At 51.0% G+C, this 12,093-nt stretch carries 13 protein-coding genes and 1 other RNA gene; 7 read left to right on the forward strand and 7 right to left on the reverse strand.

Going from position 1 to position 12,093, the window contains the following annotated elements:
- The first annotated feature begins 26 nt into the window (after positions 1–26).
- The 4 genes from C0K55_RS12300 to amtB all read left to right on the forward strand — a co-directional run bounded on the left by C0K55_RS12300 (position 27) and on the right by amtB (position 5,408).
- Entirely contained in the window at positions 27–1,799 is a 1,773-nt protein-coding gene (locus C0K55_RS12300; protein WP_001515893.1) for a SmdA family multidrug ABC transporter permease/ATP-binding protein, read from the forward strand.
- Entirely contained in the window at positions 1,792–3,573 is a 1,782-nt protein-coding gene (locus C0K55_RS12305; RefSeq protein ID WP_001256183.1) for a SmdB family multidrug efflux ABC transporter permease/ATP-binding protein, read from the forward strand. Before C0K55_RS12300 ends, C0K55_RS12305 begins: the two co-directional genes overlap by 8 nt.
- A 180-nt stretch (positions 3,574–3,753) precedes the next feature.
- Positions 3,754–4,092, forward strand: a complete 339-nt coding sequence (gene glnK, locus C0K55_RS12310) for a P-II family nitrogen regulator (protein ID WP_000780338.1) — start codon at positions 3,754–3,756, stop codon at positions 4,090–4,092.
- Positions 4,093–4,121: 29 nt separating this feature from the next.
- Positions 4,122–5,408, forward strand: a complete 1,287-nt coding sequence (amtB, locus tag C0K55_RS12315) for an ammonium transporter AmtB (RefSeq protein ID WP_000685045.1) — start codon at positions 4,122–4,124, stop codon at positions 5,406–5,408.
- Positions 5,409–5,589: 181 nt separating this feature from the next.
- On the opposite strand, the gene tesB is transcribed toward amtB, so the two are convergent.
- Positions 5,590–6,450, reverse strand: coding sequence for an acyl-CoA thioesterase II (tesB, locus tag C0K55_RS12320; RefSeq protein WP_000075873.1), 861 nt, complete (start codon positions 6,448–6,450; stop codon positions 5,590–5,592).
- A 218-nt stretch (positions 6,451–6,668) separates the two neighbouring features.
- Here tesB and C0K55_RS12325 point away from each other — a divergent pair, with 218 nt between their 5' ends.
- Entirely contained in the window at positions 6,669–7,241 is a 573-nt protein-coding gene (locus C0K55_RS12325) for a YbaY family lipoprotein (protein ID WP_000779815.1), read from the forward strand.
- 30 nt (positions 7,242–7,271) lie between these two features.
- Here C0K55_RS12325 and C0K55_RS12330 read toward each other — a convergent pair whose 3' ends face one another.
- Positions 7,272–7,583, reverse strand: a complete 312-nt coding sequence (locus tag C0K55_RS12330) for an MGMT family protein (protein ID WP_000409903.1) — start codon at positions 7,581–7,583, stop codon at positions 7,272–7,274.
- Between the two features lie 162 nt (positions 7,584–7,745).
- Between C0K55_RS12330 and ffs the strand changes: the two genes are divergently transcribed.
- Positions 7,746–7,842: signal recognition particle sRNA small type (gene ffs, locus C0K55_RS12335), an RNA gene on the forward strand.
- A 120-nt stretch (positions 7,843–7,962) separates the two neighbouring features.
- Positions 7,963–8,316: a DUF1428 domain-containing protein gene (locus C0K55_RS12340; protein WP_000878149.1), complete on the forward strand. Its 354-nt coding sequence runs from the start codon at positions 7,963–7,965 to the stop codon at positions 8,314–8,316.
- Between the two features lie 36 nt (positions 8,317–8,352).
- Here C0K55_RS12340 and C0K55_RS12345 read toward each other — a convergent pair whose 3' ends face one another.
- The 5 genes from C0K55_RS12345 to tomB form a co-directional block, all read right to left on the reverse strand.
- Positions 8,353–9,903, reverse strand: a complete 1,551-nt coding sequence (locus C0K55_RS12345) for an EAL domain-containing protein (RefSeq protein WP_105266420.1) — start codon at positions 9,901–9,903, stop codon at positions 8,353–8,355.
- Positions 9,904–10,066: 163 nt separating this feature from the next.
- Entirely contained in the window at positions 10,067–10,537 is a 471-nt protein-coding gene (locus tag C0K55_RS12350) for a YlaC family protein (RefSeq protein ID WP_001515897.1), read from the reverse strand.
- Positions 10,538–10,651: 114 nt separating this feature from the next.
- Positions 10,652–11,203 carry a maltose O-acetyltransferase gene (gene maa, locus C0K55_RS12355; protein ID WP_105266416.1) on the reverse strand — a complete coding sequence of 184 codons (552 nt, stop codon included), beginning with the start codon at positions 11,201–11,203 and terminating at the stop codon, positions 10,652–10,654.
- A gap of 171 nt (positions 11,204–11,374) precedes the next feature.
- Entirely contained in the window at positions 11,375–11,593 is a 219-nt protein-coding gene (locus C0K55_RS12360; RefSeq protein WP_001280991.1) for an HHA domain-containing protein, read from the reverse strand.
- A 4-nt stretch (positions 11,594–11,597) separates the two neighbouring features.
- Positions 11,598–11,993, reverse strand: a complete 396-nt coding sequence (gene tomB, locus C0K55_RS12365) for an Hha toxicity modulator TomB (protein ID WP_000344801.1) — start codon at positions 11,991–11,993, stop codon at positions 11,598–11,600.
- Positions 11,994–12,093 lie beyond the last annotated feature (100 nt).

Raw genomic sequence — 12,093 nt, forward strand, 5'->3', positions numbered from 1 at the left:
TCCAAAATCAGGTCAGGACACAACGCGTGCGATTATTTGCTCAACTAAGCTGGTATTTCCGTCGGGAATGGCGTCGCTATCTCGGGGCTGTGGCCTTGCTTGTCATTATCGCGATGCTGCAACTGGTTCCGCCGAAAGTAGTCGGGATTGTGGTCGATGGCGTGACGGAACAACACTTTACGACCGGACAGATCCTGATGTGGATCGCCACTATGGTGCTGATTGCAGTCGTGGTTTATCTACTGCGTTATGTCTGGCGTGTACTGTTGTTCGGTGCGTCTTATCAACTGGCTGTTGAACTGCGTGAAGATTATTACCGCCAGTTAAGCCGCCAGCATCCAGAATTTTACCTGCGTCACCGGACGGGGGACTTAATGGCCCGCGCGACGAATGACGTTGATCGCGTGGTATTTGCCGCCGGGGAAGGGGTGCTGACGCTGGTGGATTCGCTGGTGATGGGCTGCGCGGTGCTGATTATGATGTCAACGCAAATTAGCTGGCAGTTGACCTTAATAGCGCTGCTGCCGATGCCGGTGATGGCGATCATGATCAAACGTAATGGCGACGCTTTACATGAGCGTTTTAAGCTGGCGCAGGCGGCGTTTTCCAGCCTCAACGACCGCACCCAGGAGAGCCTCACCAGTATCCGTATGATTAAAGCCTTTGGTCTGGAAGATCGCCAGTCGGCGCTATTTGCCGCAGATGCCGAGGATACTGGCAAGAAAAACATGCGTGTGGCACGTATTGATGCCCGTTTCGATCCGACCATCTATATCGCTATTGGGATGGCGAATTTACTGGCGATTGGTGGGGGAAGCTGGATGGTTGTGCAGGGCAGTTTAACGCTGGGACAGCTCACCAGTTTTATGATGTATCTTGGCCTGATGATCTGGCCGATGCTGGCGCTGGCATGGATGTTTAACATTGTGGAACGCGGCAGCGCGGCGTACAGCCGTATTCGAACGATGCTGGCGGAAGCGCCGGTCGTCAAAGATGGTAGCGAAAGTGTGCCGGAAGGACGCGGTAAACTGGATGTGAATATTCGCCAGTTTACCTATCCGCAAACTCACCATCCTGCGCTGGAAAACGTCAGTTTCGTATTGAAGCCCGGTCAGATGCTGGGCATTTGCGGGCCGACCGGTTCCGGCAAAAGTACCGTGCTGTCACTCATTCAGCGTCATTTCGACGTCAGCGAGGGGGATATTCGCTTTCATGATATTCCTCTGACGCAGCTACAACTCGACAGTTGGCGTAGCCGCCTGGCAGTCGTCAGTCAGACGCCGTTCCTTTTTTCCGACACCGTGGCGAATAACATTGCGCTGGGTTGCCCGAATGCTACCCAGCAAGAGATTGAGCACGTAGCGCGTTTGGCCAGTGTGCATGACGATATTCTTCGTCTGCCGCAAGGTTACGACACAGAAGTGGGCGAACGTGGCGTGATGCTTTCCGGTGGCCAAAAACAGCGTATCTCCATTGCCCGGGCGTTACTGGTGAATGCGGAAATCCTCATTCTGGATGATGCGCTTTCTGCGGTGGACGGACGCACAGAGCACCAGATCCTGCATAACCTGCGCCAGTGGGGACAGGGGCGAACGGTCATCATCAGCGCCCATCGTCTTTCTGCACTGACAGAAGCCAGTGAAATAATTGTGATGCAGCACGGGCATATCGCTCAACGCGGCGATCATGATGTGCTGGCGCAACAAAGCGGCTGGTATCGCGATATGTATCGCTATCAACAACTGGAGGCGGCGCTTGACGATGCCCCTGAAATTCACGAGGAGGCCGTTGATGCGTAGTTTTAGCCAACTGTGGCCGACTCTGAAGCGCCTGTTAGCATACGGTTCGCCGTGGCGTAAGCCGCTGGGTATTGCGGTTCTGATGATGTGGGTTGCAGCAGCGGCAGAAGTGAGTGGGCCGCTGCTCATCAGCTATTTTATCGACAATATGGTGGCGAAAAATAATCTGCCGTTGAAGATGGTTGTTGGTCTGGCGGTGGCGTATGTTGGGCTGCAACTGCTTGCCGCCGGACTGCACTACGCGCAGTCGTTGTTGTTTAACCGGGCGGCGGTTGGCGTTGTACAACAGTTGCGTACCGATGTGATGGATGCTGCGCTACGCCAGCCATTAAGTGAGTTTGATACCCAGCCGGTCGGGCAGGTCATTTCCCGCGTCACCAATGACACAGAAGTGATCCGCGATCTCTACGTTACCGTGGTAGCAACCGTTTTGCGTAGCGCCGCACTTGTGGGTGCGATGCTGGTGGCGATGTTCAGTCTCGACTGGCGAATGGCGCTGGTGGCAATAATGATCTTCCCGGTCGTGCTGGTGGTGATGGTGATATACCAGCGTTACAGTACGCCGATTGTCCGCCGCGTGCGCGCCTATCTGGCGGATATCAACGACGGTTTTAACGAAATCATCAATGGCATGAGCGTTATCCAGCAGTTCCGTCAGCAGGCGCGATTTGGTGAACGTATGGGGGAGGCCAGCCGTTCGCACTATATGGCGCGAATGCAAACCCTGCGGCTCGACGGCTTTTTACTGCGACCACTGCTTAGTCTGTTTTCATCGCTCATTCTTTGCGGTTTGTTGATGCTGTTTGGTTTCTCTGCCAGTGGCACTATTGAAGTGGGCGTGTTGTATGCGTTTATCAGCTATCTGGGGCGACTTAACGAACCATTAATCGAACTGACCACGCAACAGGCAATGCTGCAACAGGCTGTTGTCGCAGGTGAGCGTGTATTTGAACTGATGGATGGGCCGCGCCAGCAATATGGCAATGATGATCGCCCGTTACAGAGCGGCACCATTGACGTCGATAATGTGTCGTTTGCCTATCGTGATGACAATCTGGTACTGAAAAACATTAATCTGTCTGTGCCTTCGCGCAACTTTGTGGCGCTGGTCGGGCATACCGGCAGTGGCAAAAGCACTTTGGCAAGTTTGCTGATGGGCTATTACCCGCTAACGGAAGGCGAGATTCGTCTCGACGGCCGTCCGTTAAGTTCGCTAAGTCACAGCGCGCTGCGCCAGGGCGTGGCAATGGTGCAGCAAGATCCGGTTGTGCTGGCGGATTCCTTCCTGGCGAACGTTACGCTGGGGCGTGATATCTCCGAAGAACGCGTCTGGCAAGCGCTGGAAACGGTGCAACTGGCAGAGCTGGCGCGCAGCATGAGCGACGGCATTTATACGCCGTTGGGCGAGCAGGGGAATAATCTCTCAGTCGGGCAAAAACAGTTGCTGGCGCTGGCGCGCGTGCTGGTAGAAACACCGCAAATCCTGATCCTTGATGAAGCAACCGCCAGTATTGATTCCGGTACTGAACAGGCGATTCAGCACGCCCTGGCGGCGGTGCGCGAACATACTACGCTGGTGGTGATCGCTCACCGCTTATCGACCATTGTTGATGCCGACACCATTCTGGTGCTTCATCGTGGACAAGCCGTGGAGCAGGGGACGCACCAGCAACTGCTTGCGGCTCAGGGACGTTACTGGCAGATGTACCAACTGCAACTTGCAGGAGAAGAACTGGCTGCCAGCGTACGTGAAGAGGAATCGTTGAGCGCCTGATTAGCGCAAAATTTCATCGTTGGTGCAAAAATGCAACGCACTGTGCACTGTCATAGTGCGTTTTTGTTTTCAATCACCTTTGCGTCCTGCTTTCCCTCTCGTTTTTCATTTCTGGCACACCGCTTGCAATACCTTCTTCGTGTAGCAGAACCATTACCGAATTCTGACCGGAGGGGATCTATGAAGCTGGTGACCGTGATAATCAAACCATTCAAGCTGGAAGACGTTCGTGAAGCGTTATCTTCCATTGGCATCCAGGGCCTGACCGTCACTGAAGTGAAAGGTTTCGGGCGTCAGAAAGGGCATGCTGAGCTGTACCGTGGCGCGGAATACAGCGTCAATTTCCTGCCAAAAGTAAAAATCGATGTGGCGATTGCCGATGATCAACTCGATGAAGTGATCGATATCGTCAGCAAGGCGGCTTACACCGGAAAAATTGGCGACGGCAAAATCTTTGTCGCTGAATTGCAACGCGTCATTCGTATCCGTACCGGCGAAGCCGACGAAGCGGCGCTGTAATCTCTGGCACACAGCAACAGGACTGAAAAATGAAGATAGCGACGATAAAAACTGGGCTTGCTTCACTGGCGATGCTGCCAGGACTGGTAATGGCTGCTCCTGCGGTGGCAGATAAAGCCGACAATGCGTTTATGATGATTTGTACTGCGCTGGTGCTGTTTATGACTGTTCCGGGTATCGCGCTGTTTTATGGTGGCCTGATTCGCGGTAAAAACGTGCTGTCGATGCTGACACAGGTGACCGTGACCTTTGCATTGGTTTGTATTCTCTGGGTGGTTTACGGCTACTCACTGGCGTTTGGCGAGGGCAACAACTTCTTTGGCAACATTAACTGGTTAATGTTGAAAAATATCGAATTGACCGCGGTAATGGGCAGTATCTATCAGTATATCCACGTGGCGTTTCAGGGATCGTTTGCCTGTATTACCGTTGGCTTGATCGTCGGGGCGCTGGCGGAGAGGATTCGCTTCTCGGCAGTGTTAATCTTCGTGGTGGTGTGGTTGACGCTCTCTTACATTCCGATTGCGCATATGGTCTGGGGAGGCGGTTTGCTGGCTTCCCACGGTGCGCTGGATTTTGCCGGTGGCACAGTGGTGCACATTAACGCCGCAATCGCCGGTCTGGTAGGCGCGTATCTGGTCGGTAAACGCGTGGGCTTTGGCAAAGAGGCGTTTAAACCGCACAACCTGCCGATGGTCTTTACCGGAACTGCCATTCTTTATATCGGGTGGTTTGGTTTTAACGCCGGGTCTGCGGGCACGGCAAACGAAATTGCGGCACTGGCGTTTGTTAACACCGTGGTAGCAACGGCGGCGGCAATTCTTGGCTGGATCTTCGGTGAATGGGCACTGCGCGGTAAACCTTCTCTGCTGGGGGCTTGCTCTGGTGCGATTGCCGGTCTGGTCGGCGTGACGCCTGCCTGTGGTTACATTGGTGTTGGCGGCGCGTTGATTATCGGCGTGGTAGCTGGTCTGGCAGGCTTGTGGGGCGTGACTATGTTGAAACGTCTGCTGCGGGTGGATGATCCCTGCGATGTCTTCGGTGTACACGGCGTTTGCGGTATTGTCGGCTGTATCATGACCGGAATTTTTGCCGCCAGTTCGCTGGGCGGTGTGGGCTTCGCGGAAGGTGTGACGATGGGCCATCAGGTGTTGGTACAACTGGAAAGTATCGCCATTACGATCGTCTGGTCTGGTGTGGTGGCGTTTATCGGCTACAAACTGGCGGATTTGACGGTTGGCCTGCGTGTACCGGAAGAACAGGAACGTGAAGGGCTGGACGTCAACAGCCACGGCGAAAATGCCTATAACGCGTAACCTGCAATCAAATACAAATTTGCCTGATGCGCTGTGCTTATCAGGCCGACAATAAAAATCACAATTTATTGAATTTACAAGAATTGGTAGGCCGGATAAGGCGTTTACGCCGCCACCGGCATCAACAAAAGCACGTTACCAACAATCTGACAGCCGGACGGTTTTCACCTCCGGCTGTTTTTTAATTGTGATTACGCATTACCCCTTCCTGAACGGTCGAGGCAATCAGCATGCCGTCCTGGGTATAAAACTCACCACGCACAAATCCGCGGGCACTGGACGCTGACGTGCTCTCCACGCTATACAGCAGCCATTCGTTTAAATTAAACGGTCGATGGAACCACATGGAATGGTCGATGGTAGCAATTTGAATCCCCGGTTCGAGAAAACCGATGCCGTGCGGCTGTAAAGCTACTGGCAAGAAATTGAGGTCAGAGGCATAACCGAGCAGGTACTGATGAACGCGCAGATCATCCGGCACGCTGCCGTTCGCGCGGATCCACACCTGACGATGGGGGGCTGCGACGTGGCCTTTCAGTGGGTTATGAAACTCCACCGGACGGACTTCCAGCGGACGATCACAGATAAATTTATCTTTCAGCACTGGCGGTAACAAGTGGGCCAGCGACTGGGCGATTTGCGTTTCCGAAGGCAGACCATCAGGCGCAGGGGCTGGAGGCATCTCTTTTTGGTGTTCGAAACCCGCTTCCGGTGCCTGGAAAGAGGCCGTCATATAAAAGATCGGTTTGCCGTTTTGAATAGCAGCCACACGACGGGCGCTGAAACTGTTGCCGTCGCGCAGCGTTTCGACATCGTAAATAATCGGCTTTTTACTGTCGCCAGGGCGAAGAAAGTAGCTGTGGAACGAATGCACCAGACGCTCTTCGGGAACTGTCTCTTTTGCAGCATACAGCGCCTGACCCACGACCTGGCCACCAAACACCTGGCGTAAACCTAAATCTTCACTCTGGCCGCGAAAGAGTCCTTCCTCAATTTTTTCCAGATTCAACAATGTCAGTAAATTTTTTAAGGCCTGACTCATATTAACTCTCCAGTAACAAAGCTGCCGCAGCAAGCCAAAGTGAGTTGAGTATAACGCAATTTTGTTACTGGTCCGATGGGTGCAATGGTCTGAATTACTGGCTAAATGCAGGCGTTAATACGTGACATGTGCCACACTTATTGACGTTACTATTTTGTTAACCACTCTTCCGGCGAGGAAAGTTAGCCCGCTGGTGCATTGATAATAAGGAGAAGTGAATGAAACTCGTGCACATGGCCAGTGGTTTAGCGGTTGCGATTGCGTTGGCGGCTTGCGCGGATAAAAGCGCGGATATCCAGACGCCAGCACCGGCTGCAAATACGTCTATTGCAGCGACACAGCAACCTGCTATACAACAACCGAATGTTTCCGGTACGGTCTGGATCCGTCAGAAAGTCGCACTGCCGCCTGACGCTGTGCTGACCGTGACACTTTCTGACGCGTCGTTAGCGGATGCGCCTTCTAAAGTTCTGGCGCAGAAAGCAGTACGTACCGAAGGTAAACAGTCACCGTTCAGTTTTGTTCTGCCATTTAACCCGGCAGACGTTCAGCCGAATGCGCGTATCCTGTTGAGTGCGGCGGTTACCGTCAACGACAAACTGGTGTTTATCACCGATACCGTTCAACCGGTGATCAATCAGGGCGGAACCAAAGCTGACCTGACATTAGTGCCGGTTCAGCAAACCGCCGTGCCGGTTCAGGCCAGCGGTGGCGCAACAACCACTGTACCGTCGACTTCCCCGACACAAGTGAATCCGTCTTCGGCAGTTCCAGCACCTACGCAATACTAAGCGCCATTAACCCTCTCCGTCCGGAGAGGGTTAATAAATCCAGCGATAACGCTGCAAGTCGATTTGCCCGCTTCCCGACACCATCACACCTTCTGCCAGCAACGCCTGCCGCTGACGCTGTAAATCTGGGCCGGTTAACGAAATTGTGCCATGGCGATTAACCACCCGGTGCCAGGGCAAGGTGCTGCCTTCGGGTAGGCGCTTTAACACAGCGCCTACCTGGCGCGCGGCGCGGGGTGATCCTGCCAGTTTTGCGACATCACCGTAGGTGGTGACATAGCCTTCGGGAATAGCGGCTACGATTTGCCAGACGCGTTGGGGAAATGAATCTTCTTTTTCCATCTTTTCTTCCTGAGGTAATTTTTCAGCATAATCTGGAAAAACGCCTGAGTGAAGCCGAATTGCGCAAGAAAGCAGCATCTGGCACGCAATGGGTTGCAATTAGCAGGGGCAGCAGTGATAATGCGCCTGCGCGTTGGTTCTCAACGCTCTCAATGGGGGCTCTGTTGGTTCTCCCGCAACGCTACTCTGTTTACCAGGTCAGGTCCGGAAGGAAGCAGCCAAGGCAGATGACGCGTGTGCCGGGATGTAGCTGGCAGGGCCCCCACCCATTTCTGTTTCCCCGCCGTTTCGTCAAAAAATCTCAATGTGGCTAAACTTTAATCACGACTGACGCTGCAGGAATTGCCTGACTGCGCAGTACGCTTCGGAGGAGTTTCTGATGAAGTATGTTGATGGGTTTGTTGTTGCTGTTCCTGCCGAAAATAAGGATGCCTACCGGGAAATGGCCGCAAAGGCCGCGCCACTGTTTAAAGAGTTTGGCGCGCTTCGCATTGTCGAATGTTGGGCCAGCGATGTGCCAAACGGCAAAGTGACCGATTTTCGCATGGCAGTGAAAGCGGAAGAGAATGAGGAAGTGGTGTTTAGCTGGATTGAATATCCTTCAAAAGAGGTCCGCGACGCTGCCAATCAAAAAATGATGTCTGACCCACGGATGAAAGAGTTCGGTGAATCAATGCCGTTTGATGGCAAACGGATGATTTACGGTGGGTTCGAGTCAATCATCGACGAGTAGCGTGACGGGCTGTGCGGCGTGCCGCCAGCCCCTAATTCAGAGATGCTGTTTTGCCCAGATAATGAAATTTTCTTTTGGCAAAGCTTTGCTGTACAACCAGCCCTGACCGTAGTGCACACCATGCTGGCGTAGCCACTCTTCCTGTTTGCTGGTTTCGATGCCTTCCGCCACCATTTTCAGCTTCAGCGTTTTTGCCATTTCGATGATATGCGGGGTGACATTTTTATATTCCAGTGCGTCAACGAAGGATTTATCTATTTTCAGAATATCGACATCCAGATCCTGCAAATAACTTAAGCTCGAATAACCAGTACCGAAATCATCCAGATAAATATCATGACCGGCTTCCCGGTAGCGAGAAATGATCGGAGCGCTGGTTTTCGGATCGGCAAACTCGCGCTCTGTGAGTTCAAGCGCGATCTGTTTAGGGTTAACCTGGTCGTGGTTGATCATTTTCCCCAGGAGTTGCGGAATTTTTTCCGATGTGAGCACAGTAGATTCCAGATTGATTGAAATATGCTGGTTCGGGTGTTGTCGCAGCCAGTCGCCCATATCTTCAAATACGTTTCTTATAATCAGCAGCGTCAGTGGTTCAGAAAGACCCGTTTGCTGTGCCAGCGGGATGAAACTATCCGGTGACAACCAGCTACCGTCCGTCTGTGGCCAACGTGCCAGTGCTTCGGCACCGACAATTTTGCCATTGGCTAAGGAGACAATCGGCTGATAATGTACGCAAATATCACGGTTTTCGATGGCATCTTGCAGTCGGTGATGCGGTGACTGGAGGCGGCGCAAAATACGAAGCACAAATATCGCTGCCAGCAGACCAATTAATAACCCAACAGGTAACCAAATAAAGACCTGCCGATACCAGCTTGTTTGCAACATTTTCGTTGGAGCCCAGGTGATGATGGAAATATTCATCTCCGGGAGGGGCTGGATGTCGTAAATAATTCCATTATTTTCGATATGCTCACCGGGCGTTTTTTGTAGTTGGGTAATAATGCCCCGGGCAATTTCATCGCTGCTGGTTATGACAGTATTATGGGCATTGCCAATAATGGCGGCATCAATTTGCCATGAGCTATAAGGAATTACGTCGATAAAGGAGGCAGGATCGATCATTACTACGTAATGTGCGGTTCCCATAGCAACCATGTAACGGGTGATACCTAAGTCGTTGTGCGAGGTTAACCAGACACGATAACCCTCTTTTGAAATCCTCCCCGGCTCCGGGAAGGTATCCGGTGGGCTTTCGTGTTCCAGAGAAGAGCACTGGGGAATGTTGTTATCGATATAGACCACTTCCTGAATATAGCGATAGCTGTATGAAACCCGGCGCATTTCCATGAGATGTTCTTCACTACAGGCTCCACCTTGCCATCTTTCCAGCTCTTGCAGCGCATCTTTTCCTTGCATCGCCACTTTATTGGCCCGAATAGCGACACGGGAAGAATAGGTATTCAACTCCTCAATAAATGACGCTTCTACCTGCTGATGGGCCAACCAGACGCTTAAGCCGACAGGCAGCAGTACTGAAAGTATAAGTACACCTGAAATCAGGCTGACCAGATGTCGTGTTCTCACCAGCATGTCCTTATTAACACAGTGTAGGGAAAGTATATCTGATCGTGAAAAAAGGCTGGCAAGAGATCAGTGGTTAGGACGGGGATTTCATGCAGTGACAGGTGGCAACGATCGTTGTCAATTGACCAGGCGTAGAGGTTTACGCCTGGTGGGAAAACCTAACTTAAGATGTTACTTCGGTGCGGGTGAGGGTGAATATATCGTAAAAAGACAGTTCACCTTTACGGGCGATCATTTTTTGCAGTTGTTCTTTGTGGATATTCGCGACACGCGGCGAGTTCAGTATGGCTTCAACCAGCGCAGCAGGGACAAATCGCGTGTTATACCATTCGCCGTTATAGCAAACCCGAAAATCGAGCACGTCGATATCTTCATAGCGGTAGCGTGGGTAGACATCGAAAAAGAAGAAACCGTTAAGCAGGATGAATAACACAACCAGTAGCCAGACTGAATCTGACAGCGTTTGGGACTGCAACATTACCGCCAGTGTGGCAAAAAAAGCAACATACATGCCGATAAACAGCCCCGGATGTTTGCGGATAAAACTGATACTAAAGCGGGGTTTGTTGTCGCGTTTTTCGCGCGTATTCAGAGAATCAATCGTTTCGGTTAGCAGGCGTTGTATTTCAGTCATCTTTTGCCTTCGTGGTATCTGCAACTTTCCAGTGAACACCCTATTTTAACGTGGGAATGATATGAAGAAAGTAACAGATTTGCCACAATTTTGCATAACAGTTGCAAATTGTAGTTACAGCTTTTTAATGATTCTGGCTGGGTTGCCGCCCACGACGACGTTGTCCGGGATATCTTTTGTGACGACCGCACCTGATGCCACTACGACGTTATCGCCAATGGTAACGCCCGGGTTAATGATGGCACGCCCCCCAATCCAGACGTTATTACCGATAGTCACCGGTTTCCCCAGTTCACCACCAGCATTACGTTCTACAGGATCGACAGGGTGTGTAGCGGTATAAATATGAACGCCCGGAGCCAGAATGCAATTATCGCCAATACGAATAGGGCAGACATCAAGCATTACGCAATCGAAGTTTGCGTAAAACCCTTTACCGAGGAAAATGTTATAGCCATAGTCGCAACGAAAGGAAGGCTCAATATACGCATCCGCAACCTGGCTGAGTAAATCGGTGAGAATTTGTTGGCGTAGTGATTGATCTTCCGGCGCGGAATGGTTGTATTGGTGAATAAGCTGACGAGCGCGCAGGCGATCGCGAGATAAAGTCTCATCTGCCGAGCAATACAACTCACCAGCAATCATCTTTTCTTTTTCTGTGCTCATTACAAACATCCTGGTTGCTGAAAATGCGGCAACACAGTAATGCAAAAAGCCAATGAAGAGAACGTTCCCGTTACTTCTGTGTGATGGAGATCACATGAGGAATGCCTTCATGGAAAAAATAGAATATACTTAATAAACAGACTGTTATAGCCTGATTTTATACTAATTGAGTTATCGAATAAATTTCCACACCGAGGAAGGGATCTTGTCGTAAAGCTTATTCATGGTCAATTCTGCAAGGCGGTGATCTGCGGCTGAGTAAAATACCGCCAGTTCATTATCTGATAGTTCGTATTTATTTTTCTCGATAACACGTTCCAGCGTGTCAATTGTCTGACAACGACGCAAACGCATCAAATAATCGGTTTTTGTTAAAGGTTTATCGGACATACTTCTACCCATGGTTGTAATAATTCGAACAAGATAAACTTGCAGGATTCTCTTTCGTGGCATTCACGAAACAACGGAACAGTCGGTTACCTGACTTCCGCCATTTCTGGAGATCCTGCATATTAATACCATAACTACTGAACAACATAAAGGTGTCGTCCAGATATTCATCTATCTGCTCAATGAGCTTATTGTCTTCATTATACTTAATTTTGTAATTAAGCGCGAAGGTTGCAATATGCTCAATGAGTTCATTAAGTTGCAGATTGATAGCCGAGGTAGGGTCGTTAACCCAACCATGATTGCTTTCTTCAAGGTTTGCAAGACAGTCATGATACAGGGTTTCGCAAAGAAACTTAAGCTGTGCAATATCATGTCTTTTTGGTGAGTATTCATCCATAACGCGTCCCCTTCTTAGCGATTGAACTAACGGACACCTTTCGGGATGGGAAAACTTACTGACCTGGACTTGCCCTCACATTTGTTAGATTAACTATAAT

Origin of the sequence: Escherichia sp. MOD1-EC6098, assembly GCF_002965865.1 — a bacterium.
Taxonomy (GTDB): domain Bacteria; phylum Pseudomonadota; class Gammaproteobacteria; order Enterobacterales; family Enterobacteriaceae; genus Escherichia; species Escherichia marmotae.

Bases quoted from the DNA above. Each gene is read 5' to 3' on its own strand.
- glnK (WP_000780338.1), top strand. From the start codon at position 3,754: ATGAAGCTGGTGACCGTGATAATCAAACCATTCAAGCTGGAAGACGTT.
- C0K55_RS12340 (WP_000878149.1), top strand. From the start codon at position 7,963: ATGAAGTATGTTGATGGGTTTGTTGTTGCTGTTCCTGCCGAAAATAAG.
- maa (WP_105266416.1), bottom strand. From the start codon at position 11,203: ATGAGCACAGAAAAAGAAAAGATGATTGCTGGTGAGTTGTATTGCTCG.
- C0K55_RS12350 (WP_001515897.1), bottom strand. From the start codon at position 10,537: ATGACTGAAATACAACGCCTGCTAACCGAAACGATTGATTCTCTGAAT.
- tesB (WP_000075873.1), bottom strand. From the start codon at position 6,450: ATGAGTCAGGCCTTAAAAAATTTACTGACATTGTTGAATCTGGAAAAA.
- amtB (WP_000685045.1), top strand. From the start codon at position 4,122: ATGAAGATAGCGACGATAAAAACTGGGCTTGCTTCACTGGCGATGCTG.
- C0K55_RS12330 (WP_000409903.1), bottom strand. From the start codon at position 7,583: ATGGAAAAAGAAGATTCATTTCCCCAACGCGTCTGGCAAATCGTAGCC.
- C0K55_RS12325 (WP_000779815.1), top strand. From the start codon at position 6,669: ATGAAACTCGTGCACATGGCCAGTGGTTTAGCGGTTGCGATTGCGTTG.
- C0K55_RS12360 (WP_001280991.1), bottom strand. From the start codon at position 11,593: ATGTCCGATAAACCTTTAACAAAAACCGATTATTTGATGCGTTTGCGT.
- tomB (WP_000344801.1), bottom strand. From the start codon at position 11,993: ATGGATGAATACTCACCAAAAAGACATGATATTGCACAGCTTAAGTTT.
- C0K55_RS12305 (WP_001256183.1), top strand. From the start codon at position 1,792: ATGCGTAGTTTTAGCCAACTGTGGCCGACTCTGAAGCGCCTGTTAGCA.